This window comes from Acinetobacter sp. AR2-3 (genome assembly GCF_001878775.1).
GTDB lineage: Bacteria > Pseudomonadota > Gammaproteobacteria > Pseudomonadales > Moraxellaceae > Acinetobacter > Acinetobacter lwoffii_D.
Window position 1 is genome coordinate 51233 of record NZ_MJIQ01000057.1, and the last position, 21552, is coordinate 72784.

16 protein-coding genes and 5 tRNA genes are annotated in these 21552 nt (G+C 44.9%); 16 read left to right on the plus strand and 5 right to left on the minus strand.

The features are described 5' to 3' along the window. Positions 1-145 precede the first annotated feature (145 nt). Positions 146-232: transfer RNA gene (locus tag BFN00_RS10955), tRNA-Leu, on the plus strand. Positions 233-488: 256 nt separating this feature from the next. Here BFN00_RS10955 and BFN00_RS10960 read toward each other — a convergent pair. Continuing rightward, entirely contained in the window at positions 489-2720 is a 2232-nt protein-coding gene (locus BFN00_RS10960) for an NADP-dependent isocitrate dehydrogenase (RefSeq protein WP_071851649.1), read from the minus strand. A 484-nt stretch (positions 2721-3204) separates the two neighbouring features. Here BFN00_RS10960 and BFN00_RS10965 point away from each other — a divergent pair, with 484 nt between their 5' ends. Both BFN00_RS10965 and BFN00_RS10970 read left to right on the plus strand, forming a co-directional pair. Further along, complete coding sequence (locus BFN00_RS10965; protein WP_071851651.1) at positions 3205-3714, plus strand: DUF1543 domain-containing protein; 510 nt, start codon at positions 3205-3207, stop codon at positions 3712-3714. Between the two features lie 137 nt (positions 3715-3851). Continuing rightward, the gene (locus tag BFN00_RS10970; protein WP_071851654.1) at positions 3852-4844 is read left to right on the plus strand and encodes a DUF2804 domain-containing protein; all 993 of its coding nucleotides are present in this window, start codon (positions 3852-3854) and stop codon (positions 4842-4844) included. Between the two features lie 54 nt (positions 4845-4898). On the opposite strand, the gene BFN00_RS10975 is transcribed toward BFN00_RS10970, so the two are convergent. Further along, positions 4899-5777, minus strand: a complete 879-nt coding sequence (locus BFN00_RS10975) for a metal-dependent hydrolase (RefSeq protein WP_071851655.1) — start codon at positions 5775-5777, stop codon at positions 4899-4901. Positions 5778-5919: 142 nt separating this feature from the next. Between BFN00_RS10975 and BFN00_RS10980 the strand changes: the two genes are divergently transcribed. Further along, a complete protein-coding gene (locus BFN00_RS10980; RefSeq protein ID WP_071851657.1) occupies positions 5920-6957 on the plus strand; it encodes a helix-turn-helix domain-containing protein in 1038 nt (345 codons plus the stop codon). A gap of 49 nt (positions 6958-7006) precedes the next feature. Here BFN00_RS10980 and BFN00_RS10985 read toward each other — a convergent pair whose 3' ends face one another. Then, positions 7007-8341 carry a Na+/H+ antiporter NhaC family protein gene (locus tag BFN00_RS10985; protein ID WP_071851659.1) on the minus strand — a complete coding sequence of 445 codons (1335 nt, stop codon included), beginning with the start codon at positions 8339-8341 and terminating at the stop codon, positions 7007-7009. 365 nt (positions 8342-8706) lie between these two features. Between BFN00_RS10985 and trpA the strand changes: the two genes are divergently transcribed. From trpA to BFN00_RS11005, 4 genes are read left to right on the plus strand one after another with little or no spacing between them, the layout of a single operon-like run. Next, complete coding sequence (gene trpA, locus BFN00_RS10990) at positions 8707-9510, plus strand: tryptophan synthase subunit alpha (RefSeq protein WP_064095192.1); 804 nt, start codon at positions 8707-8709, stop codon at positions 9508-9510. Then, positions 9507-10403, plus strand: a complete 897-nt coding sequence (gene accD, locus BFN00_RS10995) for an acetyl-CoA carboxylase, carboxyltransferase subunit beta (RefSeq protein WP_064095191.1) — start codon at positions 9507-9509, stop codon at positions 10401-10403. The genes trpA and accD overlap by 4 nt, the downstream gene beginning before the upstream one ends. Further along, positions 10400-11683: a bifunctional tetrahydrofolate synthase/dihydrofolate synthase gene (gene folC / locus BFN00_RS11000; protein ID WP_071851661.1), complete on the plus strand. Its 1284-nt coding sequence runs from the start codon at positions 10400-10402 to the stop codon at positions 11681-11683. The genes accD and folC overlap by 4 nt, the downstream gene beginning before the upstream one ends. Continuing rightward, positions 11680-12723 (plus strand): SPOR domain-containing protein, encoded by a 1044-nt coding sequence (locus BFN00_RS11005; RefSeq protein WP_071851663.1) that lies wholly within the window; start codon positions 11680-11682, stop codon positions 12721-12723. The genes folC and BFN00_RS11005 overlap by 4 nt, the downstream gene beginning before the upstream one ends. Here BFN00_RS11005 and BFN00_RS11010 read toward each other — a convergent pair. Both BFN00_RS11010 and BFN00_RS11015 read right to left on the minus strand, forming a co-directional pair. Then, the gene (locus tag BFN00_RS11010; protein ID WP_005263670.1) at positions 12720-13328 is read right to left on the minus strand and encodes a dual specificity protein phosphatase family protein; all 609 of its coding nucleotides are present in this window, start codon (positions 13326-13328) and stop codon (positions 12720-12722) included. The genes BFN00_RS11005 and BFN00_RS11010 overlap by 4 nt on opposite strands. A gap of 239 nt (positions 13329-13567) precedes the next feature. Beyond that, positions 13568-14209, minus strand: a complete 642-nt coding sequence (locus BFN00_RS11015) for a peroxiredoxin (protein ID WP_071851665.1) — start codon at positions 14207-14209, stop codon at positions 13568-13570. A 332-nt stretch (positions 14210-14541) separates the two neighbouring features. Between BFN00_RS11015 and secA the strand changes: the two genes are divergently transcribed. The 8 genes from secA (at position 14542) to BFN00_RS11055 (ending at position 20902) form a co-directional block, all read left to right on the plus strand. Then, positions 14542-17268: a preprotein translocase subunit SecA gene (gene secA / locus BFN00_RS11020; RefSeq protein ID WP_071851667.1), complete on the plus strand. Its 2727-nt coding sequence runs from the start codon at positions 14542-14544 to the stop codon at positions 17266-17268. A gap of 138 nt (positions 17269-17406) precedes the next feature. Continuing rightward, positions 17407-17760 (plus strand): hypothetical protein, encoded by a 354-nt coding sequence (locus BFN00_RS11025; RefSeq protein ID WP_004733779.1) that lies wholly within the window; start codon positions 17407-17409, stop codon positions 17758-17760. Positions 17761-17918: 158 nt separating this feature from the next. Further along, positions 17919-19139, plus strand: coding sequence for a bifunctional glutamate N-acetyltransferase/amino-acid acetyltransferase ArgJ (gene argJ, locus BFN00_RS11030; RefSeq protein ID WP_004645182.1), 1221 nt, complete (start codon positions 17919-17921; stop codon positions 19137-19139). Between the two features lie 153 nt (positions 19140-19292). Next, positions 19293-20360, plus strand: a complete 1068-nt coding sequence (nadA, locus tag BFN00_RS11035; protein WP_004733783.1) for a quinolinate synthase NadA — start codon at positions 19293-19295, stop codon at positions 20358-20360. Between the two features lie 151 nt (positions 20361-20511). Further along, positions 20512-20588 (plus strand) — tRNA-Pro (locus BFN00_RS11040). 34 nt (positions 20589-20622) lie between these two features. Beyond that, positions 20623-20699, plus strand: a tRNA-Arg gene (locus BFN00_RS11045). A gap of 33 nt (positions 20700-20732) precedes the next feature. After that, a tRNA-His gene (locus BFN00_RS11050) sits at positions 20733-20808 on the plus strand. Positions 20809-20825: 17 nt separating this feature from the next. Next, positions 20826-20902: transfer RNA gene (locus BFN00_RS11055), tRNA-Pro, on the plus strand. Positions 20903-21552: the final 650 nt, after the last annotated feature.

Genomic DNA, 21552 nt, shown 5'->3' on the forward strand with positions numbered 1-21552 from the left:
GCGGCTAGTATAAACTTTTTTCTTTTTTATGGCGGGAATTGCTCGATTTTAAAACGAAAAAATGCGATTTGTTTTAAAAATAAGCAAATGTAAATATTCTGCGTTGACAGTGCTGAGAAATCGCGTATTATACCTTTCATCCACTCCCGAGGTGGTGAAATTGGTAGACGCGGCGGACTCAAAATCCGCTGTCAGAGATGACGTGTCGGTTCGAGTCCGACCCTCGGGACCAAAATTCTAGAAAACCCCAAGCACATTCAGTCTTGGGGTTTTTTATTGCCTGTATAATAATCACCCGTTTCTTTTTCTATCCGCTTTCAACATATTATCTGTTTGATTTGAATAAATAACTCGCGAAAATAACGTTGTATCGCACCGTTCGAGAAATGGATTGATTAGGTGATTGTGCTACATGAATCAGGCATAAAAAAACCGGCGCCTAGACGCCGGTTTTTTTAACTTACTGACTGAGTCAGTTTTGCAAAAGCTTAGATCGTTTCAAGCGCTGCATTTAAAGTAGCACTTGGACGCATCACTGCATTTACTTTTTCTTGATCAACTGCGTAGTAACCGCCGATGTCTACTGATTTGCCTTGAACTTCTGCAAGCTCAGCAACGATTTTATCTTCATTTTCAGCTAAAGTTTTTGCAAGTGGTGCAAATTTCGCTTTCAATTCAGCATTTTCGTCTTGAGCAGCAAGTTCTTCAGCCCAGAATTTCGCCAGGTAGAAATGGCTACCACGGTTGTCCAATTCGCCAGTACGACGAGAAGGAGACTTGTCGTTATCTAGCAATTTACCAGTCGCTTGGTCTAAAGTTTTAGCAAGTAACTTGATGTCGTCATTGCCTTCTTTAATACCCATTTCTTCTAAAGATACCGCCAACGCCATGAATTCACCGAGTGAATCCCAACGTAAGTGGTTTTCTTCAACTAACTGCTGTACGTGCTTAGGAGCAGAACCGCCTGCACCTGTTTCGTACATGCCGCCACCCGCCATTAACGGCACGATAGACAACATTTTCGCAGATGTACCCAATTCCATGATTGGGAACAAGTCAGTCAGGTAGTCACGCAGGATGTTACCTGTTACAGAAATAGTATCTAGACCGCGCGCAACACGTTCAAGCGTATAACGCATTGCACGTACTTGTGACATGATCTGGATATCAAGACCAGTGGTGTCATGATCTTTCAGGTATTTTTCAACTTTCTTGATCAGTTCATTTTCGTGTGGACGGTACGGGTCAAGCCAGAAGATTGCCGGCATGCCAGAGTTACGTGCACGAGTAACTGCAAGTTTCACCCAGTCGCGGATCGGTGCGTCTTTCACCTGACACATACGCCAGATATCGCCTTCTTCCACGTTTTGTGACATCAACACTTCGCCAGTTTCAAGATCAACGATGTTTGCAACACCGGCTTCAGAAATCTCGAAAGTCTTGTCGTGTGAGCCGTATTCTTCAGCTTTTTGCGCCATCAAACCAACGTTCGGTACAGTACCCATGGTTTTTGGATCGAAATTGCCATTCCACTTACAGAAATTGATCATTTCCTGGTAAATACGTGCGAATGTAGATTCAGGCATTACCGCTTTACAGTCGTAAGGTTTGCCGTCAGCACCCCACATTTTACCGCCACCACGGATCATTGCAGGCATAGAAGCATCTACAATTACGTCGTTAGGAGAGTGGAAGTTAGTGATGCCTTTTGCTGAATCAACCATTGCCAATGCTGGACGGTGTTCTTGGCAAGCATGTAGATCACGGATGATTTCTTCACGTTGAGAAGTTGGAAGCGCCTCGATCTTCTCGTAAAGACCTGCCATACCGTTATTGACATTAATGCCAAGCTCATCAAAAAGCTTGCCATGTTTTTCGAATGCTTCTTTGTAGTAGATTCTTACACAGTGACCAAATACAATCGGGTGAGACACCTTCATCATGGTTGCTTTAACGTGTAAAGAGAACAGGATGCCCGCTTCACGACAGTCTTCAAGTTCTTTCTCGTAGAAGTCGCAAAGTGCTTTCTTGCTCATGAACATTGAATCGATGATTTCGCCGTCTTGAAGCGCAACTTTTGGCTTAAGAACGATGGTTTCACCAGACTTGGTGATCAGTTCCATTTTCACATCACGTGCGCGGTCTAAAGTCATCGACTTTTCGCCGTGGTAGAAGTCACCTTCGTCCATGTGTGAAACGTGAGTTTGTGACCACTGTTTCCACTCGCTCATAGAGTGCGGGTGTTTTTTCACGTAGTTTTTAACGGCAGCAGGTGCACGACGGTCTGAGTTACCTTCACGTAGAACCGGGTTTACTGCTGAACCAAGACATTTGCTATAACGTGCCTTGATTGCTTTTTCTTCTTCAGTGGTCGGGTTTTCAGGATAGTCAGGGATTGCATAACCTTTAGACTGAAGTTCCTTGATACACGCTGTTAGCTGGCCAACAGAAGCACTGATATTTGGGAGTTTGATAATGTTCGTGTCTGGATCTTGTGTAAGACGACCTAGCTCAGCTAGAGTGTCAGGCACCTTTTGCTCTTCGCTTAGGTAATCTGTAAATTCGGAGAGCACGCGCACAGCTACAGAGATGTCACTTTTGACGATCTCAACGCCAGCTGGCTTAGTAAAGGTCTCAATGATCGGCAGCAGAGAATAAGTCGCCAGTAATGGCGCCTCGTCGGTCAGTGTGTAAATGATAGTTGACTTTCCACCAGCCATATATAGCCCCTTGCGTTGGATTGAGTTTCTGAGGACCGAACTTTTGGCCCAGCCTCTTTGAACCGATTTGCTTAAATAAAAACATTGAGAGTATCGTCTTTCAGCGCATTTCAGTCAACGAAATATGCCTTTAGATTGAAATTTGGGCGAAAATTTGTACAGATTTGTGCGGTTTAGCCGTGTTTGTATTTTGTACAAAAAAATAATCATCTTCCGCTGTAAATTCTGATGAAAATGATCGGAAATGATTTGCTAGTCAATTGTATTCACTGAAAATGGTTTTTTGATCCTGACACAAGCTTAAACTGATCCTCGATATGGATATCGATACAGAGTGACTGGATGCGGTTTTGCGCAAATTTAGTCAGGCTGACGATGCAAATTTGTCCTTGGCAGATGGCTACATCATCATGGAATAGCTTTGCGCTATACTGGAAAGCATCAATGAAATGATCTTATAGATTGACGCTGACAAGGAAATGTAATGCCTAGCCTGTTTATTGTAATGCTCGGTGGTCGTCATGCCCGTGCCAATACAGAAGTTCATGATGTGGTTTTGGCAGTAGGAGAGAGTCTGGAAGACACCTATCCGCAATTGAAAAATGCCTGGTTTGCTGAGCAGCAAGGCCTGCATATTGATGCCTGGGCGCAAATCAACGGGCTAGAGTTCGAGGGCAAGTCCTATGCGCTGCAATTTACTGATGCACAGCCACAGCAATCCGATGAAAAACTTTGGCTGATTAATCTGGGTGGTTATGATCCACGTGAATTTGGCGAGTTGCATCGTTATGTGCTGGTGGTTGCGCAGAATGCCATGGTGGCCAAACAGCGCGGTAAAGCTTACTTCGCCCGGCACTGGCAAAAACAGCATACTGACCGTGTGCTGGATGTAGATGACTGTATTGCCATTGATCAGGTTTATGGCCGCTACGTACAACTGTTAGAAGGTAGTTTCAGTGGCAATCGCTGGGAAAATACCTATCTCACGATTTAAAGCGGTCTGTGATTGAATTAAACCTGCGGCTGGCTTGATGATTCGATAAGCGGTTTAAAAAATCTCTTTATCAAAATTTAATAATCGGCATAATACTGCCAAGGAAAAACAGTTTTGACTGAGATGGAATGTCTTAAATGGATTTAATTCAGGCAAATGGACAACCGCGTTATGGACGTTTCAAGGAGCTTCCAAAAAGTATTGACTATCAGGCATATCAATACAAGAATCCTTATGGTCATGTGCTGTCAGGCTGGCGTAAGCATTTAAAATATAAAAAATTCAAATTCTGTAGTATTCAGCACGAGCATTATACCATTGGACTGGCAATTGCCGATATCGCATGGGCAGGGCATGGTTTTGTCTATGTCTATAACCATATGACCAATGAAGTGCTGGAATGGAATGCGATTAATTTCCTGTCACGCAACACTGTGCTGGATGAACAGCCACTGTTTAATCATAGTTATTTCCACAAATCACCTTTTCAGATCGATATCCAGCATGCCAATGGGGTGCGTTATATCAACGTCAGCAAATACGGCGAAATTAAACTCAGTGCCCGGATTTTCTGTGCCGGAACCGATCCACTGAGTATGTGCAGTCCGACCGGTATCAATGGCTGGACCTATACTCAGAAGTTAACTACTTTGGGCTGTGAGGGTTTTTTCATTAACAAGCAGGGTGAAAACATCCAGTTTAATGAACGCAGCTTTGCTTCTCTGGATGACACCTGTGGCTTTTTGCGCCCGGAAACCGCCTGGTTCTGGCTGTCCTGTAATTTCTGGGATGTGAGCCAGAACCGGATTGGAATTAATCTGGCTTCAGGTGTGAATGAAAGTTTTGGCAATGAAAACTGTCTGTGGATCAATGGCAAGATTTATGCATTGGCCGATGTACTGTTTCAGCAGGAATCGGAAAACCAATGGACGATTCAGTCGCTGGATGAAAAATTGAATCTGATGGTGAGTACAGGCTGGCGCCGTTATGAAAATCTGAATCTGCGTCTGGTCGGCAGTCAGTTTAGTCAGTGGCAAGCCAAAGTTTCCGGAACGATCCAACAGGATGATCAGGAAATTATTTTACTGAATGAATATGCCTTGCTTGAACAGCATTATGCCAAGTGGTAAATCATCTTGGGTCATTTAAAAGCCTTCAATTTTGAAGGCTTTTTTGATTTGAGCTTAATCTTTGGCTGCCTGCCAGAAGGCTTCACCGGCCTGAATAGGATCATTGGTTTCGGCTAAAGTCTTCACCCAGACATCATATTGCGCAATCACAGGATGCTGACTAGGATGAAAATCTTTTTTAAACCAGTCCCGATATTGTGGGCCCATGCGGGTCAAGGTGCCGTTGCGGCCAAACAACCAAGGCAGTCCTTTCAGGTTCATTTGCAAACGCTCTAAGACACTGAAGCCATCATGTTTCAGCATGACATTGGCGCGATAGGTGGTATAACTAAACATCAAAAATGTCGTGCTGAGCAGGGTCATTTTGCGCATCCATTCAGGTGTTTTTGCGACATCTTTCATCACGTCAAAAGCCACATCACGATGCTCCATTTCTTCAATCGCATGCCAGGCAAACATGGCACGTACATAAGGATGCCCATCTTTTAAGGTGGATTTCTGACCGTAAAAAGTTTCAGCCATCAGCGCGGTTAAGTGTTCTGCCGCTGCCGTCGTGGCAATATTGAACTGTGCTGAACGATGTTTGAGGTCATAAGCGAACATATTGTTCAAACGTTCAATAAAATCATCGACAGGCATGCCTTGTTCACGCATCAGCTGGTTCATTTTTTCATGGGCAATGCCGTGCTGTGCTTCCTGACGAATAAAATCCGCAACACGTTTTTGCAGCTCCGGGTCTGTGATCTGATCGCGGAACAGGCGTACACTCTGAATAAAATAGCGCTCACCATCTGGAAAGGTCAGGCTCAAGGCATCGAACATGCGGGTCAGAAAGGGATCGCCGCCAAACCAGTAGCGCGGAATTTCATCCAGTTTAAAATCAAGCTGGGTCCGGACCACGGGCTTTATTGAAGATTTTAATACTGCATTCATCTTAGGAATTCTTTTTTGTGACGAGACGGACAGTATGTCGGGGAATCTCGTAATTGTTTTGACAGAGCTTGCCAATTTTTATACATTTTATGCCAAATGAAAATAAAACTGCTGAGACTAAAGCAGGCATCGAGAAGCGCGCATGCAAGAAATTAAAATATCCAATGGCTATATTCAGCTTTGGGCGACCTATCTGCGCGGTCTGAAAATCGAGCCTTTGGAAGCTGACTTTCTGCAAGATGTACATGAAGCGCTTGCGACCCTGATTGATCAGCCTTTTGCCACGCAAGTGCCGCTGGAATTATTAAATCAGCTTCTATTAAAAACCCGGCAATATTTAAACTGTCCGCAACTGATTTTCGAGATCGTGCAGGTCATTCGTCCAGAACATTTTGGTGTGCTCGGTTATATGGCTTCGCGAAGCAGCAGCGTTGCGGAAATGATCCACCATATTATGCGTTTTCAACGACTGGTGATTGATGGCAGTGAGTTTGTACCTTTGCAGTTGAAGCAACATGAACACAGTATTGAATTATATTGGGCTTATCTGGATGAAAAATATAATCTGCTCAATGAGCTGACCATGGCCGCGATGGTGCAGTTGGGGCGTGTCATTTTGCAGGATCATCAACTGTTAGTCCGTTGTGTACGCTTTGCCCATGCGCCCGATAGGGGACAAATGCATTATCAAAAGTTTTTCGCCAGCGAGGTGATATTTTCCCAAGCCTACTATGGCATAGAACTGGATCTACAAGGACTGGCGCATCGGTCTGAGCAAGCTGATCCAATGCTGTTGCAGCTACTGGTTCATCAGGCAGAACAGGCGATTGCAGCCAAGCCACCACTTGAGAATTATCTGGAGCAGGCCCAGCAAATGATTGCCGAACAACTCCGTATCCGGCATCAGGCCATTAAAGTTGAACAGCTTGCCCGTCAGTTGCTGATGTCGACACGGAGTTTGCAGCGCTTATTCAGCACCCATGACACCTCATTTAAAAAACTGCTGGAACAGCAGCGGATTAAACGCTGCGAGCTGCTGTTGCAACAGGAAATGGGGCTGAGCGAGATCGCCGAGCAGCTGGATTATTCTGACCAGTCGGCATTGGCACGGGCCTACAAGGCAGCCACCGGACAGACCTTGTTAGAGCGTAAAAGGCAGTTACACCAACAGCGAAGCTAAAAAAAGCGACCCGTATCGGTCGCTTTTTTATTTTGGGAGGATAACGATATTAAGCGCTGGCTTTGATGTTAGGGAATCTAAACGCAATCGCCGCAATCGCAAAAATGGCCAGAATCCAGCAATAGTACACTCCACCAATCAGTTCAACCGGCGAGATTTTTGCAATAGAACAGGCCAGTAGTAACTGTGCGCCATAAGGAATTAAACCCTGTACCACGCAAGAAAAAATATCCATCAGTGCGGCAGAACGCTTGGGATCTACGCCGTATTCTTTGGCGACTTCACGCGCCATATCACCAGACAGAATAATCGCCACGGTATTATTGGCCACAAAGATATTTGAAAATACCACCAGAAAACTAATCCCAATTTCACCTGCACGTTGCTGACCGACTTTAAACAAACGAGTCAGGCTATAAATGCGCTCAATCAGCCAGCGTAAACCGCCTTCTCGTTGCATGATCGCCGACAGGCCACCCAGGAACATGGATAATAACGCCACTTCAAACATGCCGACAAAGCCGTCATAAATTGAGGTATTCAGTTTGAGCAGATCAAATTCAGCTGTGGCAAACAGACCAAACAAGCCGGAAAGTAGCACGCCAATGGTCAGTACAGCCAGAACGTGTAAACGGCTAAAGGCTAAAATAAATACGGCGATATAAGGTAAAACCAGAAGCCAGTTAAAATCCTTGTATTCCACCGCATTGCTACTGCCAGTACTCAACACGTAAATCAGAATAGTGACAATCGATGCAGGAACCGCAATCCAGACATTGACTCTGAACTTGTCACGTAATTGTACGCGTTGGCTGGTGGTCGCCGCAATGGTGGTGTCTGAAATCATGGACAGGTTATCACCGAACATGGCACCACCGACCACTGCACCAATCGCATAAATCACATCGATATCAGTAACCTGGGTAAAACCAAAAGCGATCGGCGCGCAGGCCGCAATGGTGCCCATGGAGGTACCCATCGCCGTGGCAATAAAGGCCGAGATCACAAATAACATCGGCAGAATAAATGTGGGTGGGATAACCGACAAGCCCATCTGCACAGTGGCATCCACACTGCCGATGGCGCTACTGACGCTGGCAAAAGCACCGGCCAGCATAAACACCATAAACATCAGAATTAAGTTCGGATGACTGGCACCTCTAAGGAATTCCTCAATGCCCTGGTTGAGTTTGCCGCGATATACTAATGCAGCCAAGATAATCGCAGGCAGGGCAGCCACAGGCGCTTTCACCTGATAGAACGCGAACTCGGTTCCGATCATGGAATGATAGATCCCGCTACCCAAAAATATGGTTAAAAATACAATAAGCGGCAGCAGTGCAATGGCGCGTGCCTGCACTGTAGCCTCAGAATCAGTCTGCATAGGAGATAAAAAAGTAAGAGAATAGGACTAGTATAAAGCAGGTTTTGCAATTTCAGAAAACTTTAAATGAATGCGCTAACATCTGCATTTTTATTAATTTTTATATGATAAAAATAAGTTTATCTAAATATTCAAGATTTTAGGTAATAGCAAAATTAGGCATCTTTGATCATTGTGAAAAAAATCAAAATAATCGTAAATAGACCCTTCCGAATTGTTTTGAAATCTTCGCACAGGAAATGAAGTACTCGAGGTCGGTATCGCAGACTGTTCATTGGACAAAAAATAGCGTTACAATGCGATGTCTTGTATTTCTACATAGTCAATGCCTCAAGTTTGAAACACGTTAAGGAAAATATCACCCTATGTCACGTTTAGCCGCCCGATTTGCACAACTTAAATCTCAACAGCGTAAAGCTTTAGTTTCTTATGTAATGGCTGGTGATCCGCATCCAGAAATTACGGTGCCTTTGTTGCATGAGATGGTGGATGCGGGTGTCGACGTGATTGAGCTGGGACTTCCTTTCTCAGACCCGATGGCAGATGGACCGGTGATTGCGCTAGCTGCTGAACGTGCTCTGGCTGGTGGGACCAATACACTGGATGCACTGCATATGGTGAAAGAATTTCGCTTGAAAGACCGCGAAACACCAGTGGTGCTGATGGGTTATCTGAATCCGGTTGAAGTAATTGGCTATGAAAAGTTTGTGGCTTATGCCTATGAATGTGGAGTAGACGGCGTACTGCTGGTGGACTTACCGCCAGAAGAAGCAAAAAGTCTGGGTGAAGTACTGGAAAAATATGACATGGATCAGATTTTCCTGCTGGCACCAACTTCAACCGATGCACGTATTCAACATGTAGCAAAACAGGCCAGCGGCTTTATTTACTATGTGTCACTGAAAGGCGTGACTGGTGCAGCAACTTTAGATGTTTCTGAAGCTGCTGCACGCATTCAAAAGATTAAAGCTGTGACTGATGTTCCTGTAGGCGTAGGTTTCGGTATCAGTGATGCTGCATCTGCGAAAGCGATGGGTGTTGCTGCCGATGCAGTTATTGTGGGTAGTGCGTTTGTAAAGCAGTTTGCAACGCTCGCACCAGAACAAGCCGTTATTGCGACGGTGAATAAAGTCAAGGAGCTTCGAGCAGCGCTCGATGAGTTAGTATGAGTCAACAACTGAAATCAGGCAAAATTCTGAGCCCATCGACCCCATGGACGGAGCGTACTGTTCCGGGCATTCAGGTACCCGATGAGCAAACGGCATATAAAGCGACATTTACCGAGCCTACGATTGAGTGCCCTGAATGTCATGCATTGGTGACCCGTACTGCCATGTCATTCAATGCCTATGTATGCCCGCAATGTGATGAACATTTGCGTATGAAAGCCCGTGAACGTCTGAACTGGTTCTTTGACCAGGTGCAAACAGAATTGGGTCAGGAATTTGTAGCCAAAGATCCACTGAAATTTGTCGATAGCAAAGCCTATCCAGACCGTATGGCAGAAGCGCAAAAGAAAACCGGTGAAACTGAAGCGCTGGTCGTGATTCAAGGTTTGCTGAAAGGCGTACCGATGATTGCCTGTGCATTTGAATTCGACTTTATGGGTGGTTCGATGGGTACAGTAGTGGGTGACCGCTTTGTTCAGGCAGCAGAACGTGCGATTGAAACCCGTCAGCCCCTGATCTGTTTTGCTGCTTCTGGTGGTGCACGTATGCAGGAAGGCATGTTGTCCCTGATGCAAATGGCGCGTACTTCGGCTGCGATCCAGCGTTTAAAAGAAGCAGGTCTGCCTTATGTGGTCGTACTGACTCATCCGGTATACGGTGGTGTAACTGCCTCATTGGCAATGTTGGGTGATGTACATCTTGCCGAACCGAAAGCGATGATTGGTTTTGCCGGTAAACGTGTGATCGAACAGACCGTACGTGAAAAACTGGAAGAACCGTTCCAGCGCGCGGAATATTTGCTTGATCATGGGGTAATCGATCAGATTGTTCACCGTCATGCATTACGTGATACAGTTTATCGTATCGTTACGAAGTTGATGAATTTGCATTGAACACAGCACCCTTAGCAACAGATTCTTTAAATACATGGCTCGATTATTGGAGCCATGTTCACGTTACGGGTATTGATTTAGGTCTGGAACGGGTTATTCCTGTGGCTGAAAAGCTGGGCGTGACATCTCCAGAGGCCAAAGTGCTGACGGTGGCAGGAACCAATGGTAAGGGTTCGACCACCACCACGCTGGCCGCGATCCTGAATGCGCAAGGCTTCAAGGTCGGGCTATATCAATCCCCCCACGTGTACCGTTTCAATGAGCGTGTTAAATTGCGCGGCATTGAAGTGGAAGATCAGTTGCTGATTGATGCTTTTGTTCAGGTCGATCAGGCTCGTCGCGAATGCGGTTTGAGCCTGTCTTTCTTTGAAGCCACGACACTGGCTGCTTTTGTGATTTTTAAAGATCAATGCTGTGATGTCTGGGTGCTGGAAGTTGGCTTAGGCGGCCGTCTGGATGTGGTCAATGTGGTCAATCCGGATGTGGCGGTGATTACCAATATTGGTCTGGATCATACTGACTGGCTTGGTGACACCATCGAGAAAATTGCTTTTGAAAAGGCCGGAATTATTCGCCCGGATATTCCAGTCGTGTTTGGTGGACAGCAACAGATCCCGCAAGCCATTCTAAATAAAGCTCAAGAATGTAATGCATCTTTGTATGCAATCAACCGTGATTATTTCTATAAAGCCTTTGAAGATGGCCAAAGCTGGGCTTTTGCTTCATCGGGTACGACCTTAAAACTCCCAACAGGTTCGCTGGCACTGGATAATATTTCTACCGCCGTGGCCGCCATTCTGCTGAGCGGATTAAACGTCAGCCAGCAGGCAATTGCACAAGGCATTCAAACGGCAAAATTGCCGGGACGGTTTGAAATCCGTCAAATCCAGAATAAAACCGTGATTTTTGATGCAGGACATAACCCGCATGGGGTGGAATTTCTGCTGAAACAATTACGAGATTATTTAAATTACAATCAAAAATATAATGAAGTCATTTGTGTATTTTCAATGCTGGCAGATAAAGATATAAATTCTGTCGTCAAGTTATTGAAAGACACGGTTCAATTGTGGAAAATTGCACCATTATTCCTCCCACGTGCGGCAGAGGTCACAGTTTTGGCTGATGCTTTAAGCGGTGAGGCGGTAGAACAATTTGACAATGTAAAATTAGCTTTTAAATCAGCACTGGATCAAACAGATAATAATCAGCTGATTTTGGTATGTGGATCATTTCATACCTTAGAAGCGGTATGGGAGTATTTGGAAGAATGTCAATGAATAACAAACAGCGCTGGATGGGCGGTGTTGTTTTACTCGGTGGTGGTGTTTTATTGACAGCATTACTCCTGAAAGGCCAAGATGAAATCAATCAGGACCGTCAGCAAAATCCGGCACAGGCTGCGGAAGTTGAAAATAAAGAGGCAGGCAATCATTCGCTCGGTTCTTTGACGGTCGATGTAGAAACAGAAAAGCGTTTACTTGAACAGCAACGCCGTGATCGCGAAAAAGCGGTTGCAGAACAGGAGGCGCGTGCAGCCGAATTTTTAGCGATGCAACAGCAGGCTGAAGCAGATGCTGCACGTAAAGCGGCTGAAGAATATGCTGCCCTGAATGCACACCGCCTAGGACAGCAAAGTTCCGATAATATTCCACCAGAACTGGTGGAAGATGAACAGGCCAAGCAGAAACGTCTGGCTGAAGAAAAAGCGGTGCAAGAAAAAAAGTTAGCCCAGCAGCAGCTGGTACAACAAAAAGCCAATAGTTCTACTGACGCAGCCAAGAAAGAAGCAGAGCGTAAAGCTGCTGAAAGTAAAGCTGCTGAAGAAAAACGCAAGTTAGAGCAACAGCAAAAAGCCGAAGCAGAACGTAAGGCGGCTGAAGCAAAACGTAAAACCGAGGAAGAGCGTAAAGCGGCTGAAAAGAAAGAAGCTGAACGTAAAGCTGCCGAGGAAAAACGTAAAGCTGACGAAAAACGTAAAGCTGAAGAAGCCAAGAAAAAGGCTACAGCCGAAGAAGCCAAGAAGAAAGCAGAAGCTGAGCAGGCGCGTAAGTTACTGGAAGGTGAAGAGGACAAGCAATGGATGGTACAGGTGGCACTGGCAGCGAATGAAGCCAATGCGGATGCTGTAGCAGCCAAACTGCGTGCCAAAGGTTATAAAGTCACGAAAAGCTCAACTTCTAAAGGTGTACGCATCATGGTGGGGCCGTCCAAAGACCGTGAGACTGCAGATGCACTTCGTAAGAAAATTGCGTCTGATGCCAGCCTGAATATGAAATCAGCTTGGGTGAATGACTGGGTGCCGCTGGATAAGCGTTAATTCTTTGTATTAATCAAAGTTTCTGTAGATGGATTCTTGAGTTGCTCGCGAATCCATTTTACATTTTCAGGCGTGAATAACTTTTCGATATTGCTCCAAATGGCATGAAAGCCATAACCGCCATGTTTCATTTCCTGTAGCGCCTGCTCAATCGGCCAATGTTCAAAAATAATTCGGTACATGGCGACACTTGCACCAGTGCGGTCTGAACCGTGATAACAATGCAGGAGCACCTTTTGGTGATTTTGTTGTGCTTGCTGAATCAGTAGCATAATTTTCAATAAATCTTCCCGATCAATTGCCCAGGTATGTATGGGTACATGATGTAGCTGAAAGTTTTCATTGCTCAAAACAAAGCTGTCTTGATCCCGTGAACGTAAATTAATAACCACATTGATTTGATGCTGCTTTAATAAAGGAATGAGTTCAGTTGAAGGCTGCTCACTACGATAAACAAAATTGCTGATTTGATGAAAATTATGATTCTGATGAATGGGCTGTCCCCAATGCTGAGGACGTTGAGGTTCAGGCAGGGCAGGCGTAGTCATGCAACCTGTGGTTAGGAGGTAGCCACTCATGAGAATTGGAAATATGCAGATTTTCATACAGAGCATAGATGTTGTTTTTGTTATTTCAAGTTTAAAGTGGATATGAGATTTTGAATATAAAAAAGCCTATCCGAAGACAGGCTGTATAGAGAAATCGAACCCGTAGCACGTCAATGTAGTATTCGATAAAGCATTAAATCTGGAAAATAGAGTTTCTCTTATTCTTTACTACGAGCTCCATCTTATCCTGTGCTACGCGCTTCGCTTGTCTTGCGCAAAATTAAAAAGGAGTCCTTTTAATTTTGCTCAGGATGTGGCGTTAAGCGAAGGTAAGGCGTGACAGCGGTATAACCTTTTGGAAAACGTTGCTTGATTTCCTCCTCATCCTTCAATGAAGGGACAATCACCACATCATCGCCATGCTGCCAGTTTGCAGGCGTTGCCACTTTATGGCTATCGGTGAGTTGCAGCGAATCTATCACACGCAAGATTTCATGGAAATTACGACCGGTCGATGCAGGATAAGTAATAATCAAACGGACTTTTTTATTGGGGTCAATGACCACTAAAGAACGGACCGTTAGAGTTTCGCTGGCATTCGGATGAATAAAGTCATACAGCTCGGAAACTTTGCGATCCTGATCGGCAATGATGGGGAAATTCACTGTGGTGTTCTGGGTTTCATTGATGTCTTTAATCCAGCCATGATGCGATTCAACATCATCGACCGACAAGGCAATGGCTTTCACGCTACGTTTTGCAAACTCGTCTTTCAGTTTTGCGGTATAGCCAAGCTCAGTCGTACATACTGGTGTATAGTCAGCAGGGTGTGAAAATAAAATGCCCCAGCTATCACCCAGAAAGTCATAAAAATTAATCAGGCCTTCACTGGATTGCTGTTCAAAATTCGGTGCGGTATCGCCTAGACGTAAACTCATCTTTTTAGCCTCAATTGGTCTTTTAGTGTCGAGATACGATTTAATATGAATCAATTTTTTTATGATTAAAAATAGTGTTTTTTGCTTTCTTTATGAGTAAATTGCATAAGTAGGATATCCGTCTATCCAGAAGCGCAAAAATCAGTCACTTAATTGACTATGTTGCACAGGGAAAATTTGCTACATTACTTTGCCTTAGATCTTAGGGCTAGAACTAAGGATCAGATTTTTTTAGCGGTTTTACAGCAAAACCCTTGTAGTTCAAATTTCTAGCACCATAATAACGACTAAGAACATATTCATTTGACAAGCAAGATTTAGAGAGTCTATTCATGTTGGCAAGTCTGATCGGAGGAATCTTCGGTACCAAAAATGAGCGCGAACTCAAACGCATGCGTAAAATCGTAGACAAGATTAATGTGCTCGAGCCGACGATATCTACCCTTAGCGATGCAGACTTATCTGCAAAAACTGAAGAATTCAAACAACGATATAATAAGGGTGAAACCCTCGATAAACTATTGCCTGAAGCATTTGCAGTCTGTCGTGAAGCCGCGAAGCGGGTGATGGGCATGCGTCATTATGACGTGCAGCTGATCGGTGGTATTACCTTGCATGAAGGTAAAATCGCAGAAATGCGTACCGGTGAAGGTAAAACCCTGATGGGTACTTTGGCCTGTTATCTGAATGCCATCAGTGGTCAGGGCGTGCATGTCATTACCGTGAACGATTACCTGGCACAACGTGATGCCGAGTTGAACCGTCCATTATTCGAATTTTTGGGTCTAAGCATCGGCATTATTTATTCCATGCAAAATCCGATGGAAAAAGCTGAAGCTTATCGTGCCGATATTACTTACGGTACCAATAACGAATTTGGCTTTGACTACCTGCGTGACAACATGGTGTTCTCGCTAGTAGAGAAAAAGCAGCGTGGTTTGACCTATGCGATTATCGATGAGGTCGATTCGATCCTGATTGATGAAGCACGTACCCCGTTGATTATTTCCGGTCAAAGTGAAGATTCTTCACAGCTTTATGCAGCCATCAATAATATTCCACCAAAATTACAGGCACAGAAAGAAGAGAAAGTGCCGGATGGCGGTCACTTCTGGATTGATGAAAAACAGCGTTCAGTTGAAATTACTGAAGTGGGTTTTGAAACCATTGAAAGTGAACTGATAGAAATGGGCTTGTTGGCAGAAGGCGAGAGCTTGTATTCAGCATCGAACCTAAACCTGTTGCATCATGTTACTGCAGCGATCCGTGCGCATTATCTCTATCAGCGTAATGTCCAATACATCATCAACGATGGTGAAGTGATTATTGTCGATGAAAATACCGGTCGTACTATGCCGGGACGTCGTTGGTCTGAAGGTTTGCATCAAGCCGTAGAAGCCAAAGAAGGTCTGGAAATCCAGCCAGAAAACCAGACTCTGGCAACCACAACCTTCCAGAACTATTTCCGTCTGTATAAAAAACTGTCCGGTATGACCGGTACTGCTGATACTGAAGCAGCGGAAATGAAAGAAATTTATGGTCTGGATGTGGTGCTGATTCCAACTCACCGTCCAATGATCCGTGATGACCAGAACGATTTAATCTATTTAAATCGTGAAGGCAAATATAACGCCATTATTCAAGAAATTCAGCGTGTGCATGAAGCTGGTGTTGCACCAATTCTGATTGGTACAGCCACCATTGAAGCTTCTGAGATCCTGTCGGATAAGCTAAAAGCTGCAGGGATCCAGCATGAAGTACTGAATGCCAAACAGCACGAACGTGAAGCCGATATTATTGCGCAGGCCGGTGCGCCGCGTGCAGTGACGATTGCCACTAACATGGCCGGTCGTGGTACCGACATTTTGTTGGGTGGTAACTGGAAGGCGTTGCTGGCTAAAATTGAAAACCCGACTCCTGAAGATGAAACTCGTCTGAAAGCAGAATGGGATGTTAATCACCAGGCCGTGCTGGATTCAGGCGGTTTGCATATTATCGGTTCCGAGCGTCATGAATCACGCCGTATCGATAACCAGCTGCGTGGCCGTGCCGGTCGTCAGGGTGACCCGGGTGTATCACGTTTCTACCTGTCACTTGAAGATGACTTGATGCGTATTTTCGCCGGTGATCGCGTAGTCGGCATGATGCGTGCCATGGGCTTGCAGGAAGATGAAGCGATTGAGCACAAAATGGTGTCTCGCTCGATTGAAAATGCGCAGCGTAAAGTGGAAGCACGTAACTTCGATATTCGTAAGAACTTGCTGAAATACGATGACGTGAATAACGAACAGCGTAAGATCATTTATAGTCAGCGTGATGACATTTTGGCAGAAAATTCACTGCAGGATTATATTGAAGAAATGATCCGTGAAGTGATGCAGGGTGTGATCGCCAACTATATTCCACCTGAATCGATTCATGACCAGTGGGATATTGAAGGTCTGGAACTGGCGCTACGTGAAGATCTTTCGATGGATCTTCCTATCGGGCAATGGCTGGAACAGGACCGTCGTCTGGATGAAGAAGCTTTGGTGGTTCGTATTACCGATGAAGTGCTGAACCGCTACCGTTCGCGTCGTGAACAAATGGGTGGGGAATCTGCAGCATCGCTTGAACGTCACTTTATGCTGAATTCTCTGGACCGTCATTGGAAAGAGCATCTGGCGGCTATGGATTACTTGCGTCAGGGTATTCATTTACGTGGTTATGCGCAGAAGAATCCGGAGCAGGAATACAAAAAAGAAGCTTATAACCTGTTTGTGAACATGCTGGGTACGATCAAATCCGATGTCGTGACAGATCTGTCACGCATCCACGTACCGACCCCTGAAGAGCTGGCGGAAATGGAAGCACAGCAGCAGGCACAGGCTGAGGCAATGCGTTTGCAGTTATCTCATGAAGAGTTTGACGGCTTGTTGGCAGGCGACCATGAGGTGACGACCGAGCAAAATGCTCAGGCCAATCCGGTAGCACCAGTTTTTGAAGCACCGGCAAGTCGTAATGCACCTTGTCCATGTGGTTCAGGCCTGAAATACAAACAGTGTCATGGTAAGATCTAAACGCTATTAAAAATCAGAGCCCCATGGCTCTGATTTTTTTATGTATGAAGATTTTTCAGAAATTGAATACTGTTTGCAGTCTTAGGAATTAAATGCTATTTAATGGCTCATTCAACACCTCAAAGTGGAATAACCTGAATGGAAAAAGTATTAAAAACGCTCATGATTGCCGCTTTGGCAATGCCTGCCTTAAGTTTTGCCCAAACTGCAGCGACCACAACAATTGATAAAGTTCAGCAAGCGGTGGGTACGACTACTGCTCAAGTACAACGTACCGATGCACAAGTGACTGTGGCAAGCCCACGTACCGGCATCCGTTATACCTTTGCCAACCAGAATCGTCCGATTGTGTTGCAGACGGCTGCGATTGCAGCTGCCAATGCGGCAAATGCAGACCGTATTGTTGCTACAAATCCGGCACTTTCTACTGCAAGTCAACAACAGGCGAAACAGGCTTTGCTAAGCGAATCTGGACAACTTGCACAAAATTAAAAATATCTTATTTTAAAAATGTAGAAACCAGTCTTGATGACTGGTTTTTTATTGTGAAAATCCATAACAAATCTCAGGCTGGCTCAGGCTTTGGCTCGATTTTTTGTTGCAGATCAACTAAGCTGTATTTTTCTAAAACTTCAATATTGGACTTTAAAATGGCAGTTGGTGACGTATCTATGCCACAGATGCATGTGGTGAAAGGGGTTAAAATTGGTTCGGCTGAAGCCTATGTGCGCTATCAGAACCGACGTGACCTGGTGATATTTGAACTGGCTGCAGGCTCCAATGTTGCAGGGGTGTTTACCCAGAATGCCTTTTGTGCAGCACCAGTGCATGTATCTAAAGCCCATTTGCAAGCGGGTAATCCACGTTACCTGGTAATCAATACCGGAAATGCCAATGCAGGAACAGGCCCTACAGGCATGGCAAATGCAGAAGCCACCTGTGCCAAGCTGGCTGAACTTGCAGGCGTACAGGCTGCTGAAGTGTTGCCATTCTCGACTGGTGTGATTGGTGAGCAGCTTCCAATGGAGCGTTTGCTTACAGGTTTACAGCCTGCGCTGGATTCATTGCGTGATGATGCCTGGGTCGATGCAGCAACTGGAATCATGACCACAGATACCACCCCGAAAGGTGCTTCAGAACAGTTCGAGCTGGATGGTGTGACTTATACCATGACCGGTATTTCCAAAGGTGCAGGCATGATTCGTCCCAATATGGCGACCATGCTGGGTTATGTTGCGACGGATGCACCGATCAGCCGTGAACTGGTTCAACAGTTATTAACTGAAACAGTCAATGTCTCGTTTAACCGTATTACCATTGATGGCGATACCTCAACCAATGACTCATGTATCTTTATTGCTACGGGTCAGGCCGGTGGTGCTGAGATCACTTCAACTGAAGATCCGCGTTATGCAGTGGTGCTAGACGTATTGACACGTACCATGAAACGCCTTGCGCAACTGATTGTACGTGATGGTGAAGGTGCGACTAAGTTCATTACCGTGACTGTGGAAGGTGGCGGCAATACTCAAGAGTGCTGCGATATTGCCTATAGCATTGCGCATTCACCGCTGGTCAAAACCGCGATTTTTGCTTCTGATCCAAACTGGGGCCGTATTCTGGCTGCGATTGGTTATGCCGGTGTGCCGAATTTAGACGTTGCAAAAATTCAGGTTTGGTTAGATGATGTACAAATCTGTAAAGATGGTGGTGCGGCAGCAGACTATACTGAAGCAGCCGGTGCACGTGTGATGGCCCAGGCTGAAATGACGATTCGTGTTGATCTTGGACGAGGTCAGGCAAAAGATACGGTTTATACCTGTGATCTGTCGTATGACTACGTAAAAATCAATGCAGATTATCGCTCATAATTCAGATCGTTTCTAAAGCCTCCGTTGTGGGGCTTTTTTTATATCTTGTAGTTTTTAATGACTGGTCAAAAATAGCACTTCGCCAGAGCTGACCGGGATGTAGGGTGAAAGGTTCATTGAATAGTGAACCATGAGGGTAGAGTAAGAATTGTGATGAATGATGCGACCAAATTAATAGCCAATGAAGCTAAATCGATTGTGCAGGCGCATTTAGATCGTTTGGGTGTTCCTCAAGAACATCAAATGAGCCAGCAGGAAAAATTGGACAAATTTGCACAGATCAAGGCAGAGCTGGAAAAACAGGATGCTGTTTTGGTGGCGCATTATTATTGTGATCCTGAAGTGCAAGAACTGGCTGAACTGACCGGTGGCTGTGTTTCCGATTCACTGGAAATGGCGCGTTTTGGTCGCGATCATCCGGCTTCAACGCTTGTGGTGGCTGGTGTGAAATTTATGGGCGAAACCTCTAAAATTCTTTCACCCCATAAAACCGTGCTGATGCCTACCCTGGAAGCGACCTGTTCACTGGACTTGGGTTGTCCTGTCGATGAATTTACCGCTTTTTGCGATGCGCACCCGGATCATACCGTGGTGGTTTATGCTAACACGTCAGCGGCCGTGAAAGCCCGGGCCGATTGGGTCGTCACTTCAAGCTGTGCAGTGGAAATTATCGAACATCTGGACAGTCTGGGCGAAAAAATCATCTGGGCACCCGATCAGCATCTGGGTCGTTATATCCAGAAAAAAACCGGTGCAGAGATGTTGCTCTGGGATGGCGCCTGTATCGTGCATGAAGAATTCCGTTCACGCGGTATTGCCAATATGAAAGCACTCTATCCAGATGCTGCGGTTCTGGTACATCCTGAATCACCGATGTCTGTAGTCGAGATTGCTGATGCCGTGGGTAGCACTTCGCAACTGATTAAAGCAGCGCAGACTTTGCCACATCAACGTTTAATCGTGGCTACTGATCGCGGCATTTTTTATAAAATGCAGCAGGCAGTACCGGATAAAATCCTGATTGAAGCACCAACCGCAGGAGAGGGGGCGACCTGTCGTTCTTGTGCGCATTGCCCTTGGATGGCCATGAACGAGCTGGATGGTATCTTGCATGTGTTACAGCATAAAGATCAGGAAGTATATGTCGATCCGGTACTTGCGGAACGAGCAAAGCTGCCTCTAGATCGCATGCTGAACTTTAGTGCCAGACTAAAACGTTAAAATTTGTATAAAAAATGTCTGAAGCGATTGATAAATAAACGCTTGAAGCGTTTTTTCGGTTTTTTTTAAATATAGGTGTTGACGTCTCCGGGCGTCACGCCTAGAATGCACACCGTACCGAACGATGTTCGATACGAAAGCTGAGATGAATCGGAGCATAGCACAGCCTGGTAGTGCACCTGGTTTGGGACCAGGGGGTCGTAGGTTCGAATCCTACTGCTCCGACCAATTCTTCAAGGCAAATGATGTTTGCATCAGTAACGCGCTTGTAGCTCAGTTGGATAGAGCATCCGCCTTCTAAGCGGATGGTCACAGGTTCGAATCCTGTCAGGCGCGCCATTTGGTCGCTTGATGTTAAGAATCAAAATGATGGTGGATGTAGCTCAGTTGGTAGAGCCCTGGATTGTGATTCCAGTTGTCGCGGGTTCGAATCCCGTCATTCACCCCAACTTTTAAAGTTGAAATCGGAGCATAGCACAGCCTGGTAGTGCACCTGGTTTGGGACCAGGGGGTCGTAGGTTCGAATCCTACTGCTCCGACCATCTCCTTCAAGATGGTCGAGATAAAAGATACCGCGTTAAGCGGTTTTTTTTATGCCTGAAATTCAATGTGAATAAAAAATATACAATTGTTATCGGTGGCTATCATGATGAATGCTCGAACCCCTATTAAATTATTTTTCATCTAATAAAACTGTGCATTGAAGATTGCTTTCTTCTCGCATTGCTTCACTTTTAATTTTAATCATTCAACAATTCAACCAGAGTTTATCTATAGAGTGATTATCTTGTTGAATGGAATTTTAATGGATGGAGGAGGATTATATTTTTAAAATGGGTAAGGGATTCCATAGTAAATCTATTTTATTAACTCATCTGTTGTGTTTGATCTGAAATAAAGACAATAAAAAATTTTTAGATAGATATAGCAATTAAATTAACTAGAAATATCCTTTGATAAGTAAATAAACTACTTTAAAACATCAATAATTGAATAAATTTTGAGTGAAAAATAGAAAAACCTGTATTTTTTGTAGAATAAATAAACAGTCGTGATATTTTTGCTGAATTATTTAAAAATAGGGGTTGTATCTGTCTCTTATACACATCTCCGAGCCCACGAGACAAAAAAAAAATATTACTTCCTCAGATAGTAGGCCAATTACATATTGATGTAACAAATCGTGATCAAG